Below are 249 nucleotides of genomic sequence, written 5' to 3' on the forward strand. Positions count from 1 at the left end.
CGGAATTCGTCCACACGCTTAACGGATCTGGTCTCGCTGTCGGCCGGACCGTCGCTGCGATTTTAGAGAACTTCCAACAGGCTGACGGTTCAGTCGTCATTCCAGAAGTGCTACGTCCATATATGGGCGGTATCGAGAAAATTGAAATGCCTCACTAATGAACAAACCAACCCGTCTGAAACGTATCGTTCAGGCGGGATTTTTTTTGGTTTTTTTAATGTTTTTGCACAAAAGGGTTTGACATCTGCT

Annotated in this window: 1 pseudogene; it reads left to right on the forward strand. The window is 46.6% G+C overall.

From position 1 onward, the window contains the following. A pseudogene (locus ACSV5T_RS10170) lies at window positions 1-158 on the forward strand (serine--tRNA ligase); the annotation flags it as partial. Between the last annotated feature and the right edge of the window lie 91 nt (window positions 159-249).

This window comes from Veillonella sp. ZSJB6, from assembly GCF_051549505.1.
In the GTDB taxonomy this organism is placed as follows: domain Bacteria; phylum Bacillota; class Negativicutes; order Veillonellales; family Veillonellaceae; genus Veillonella.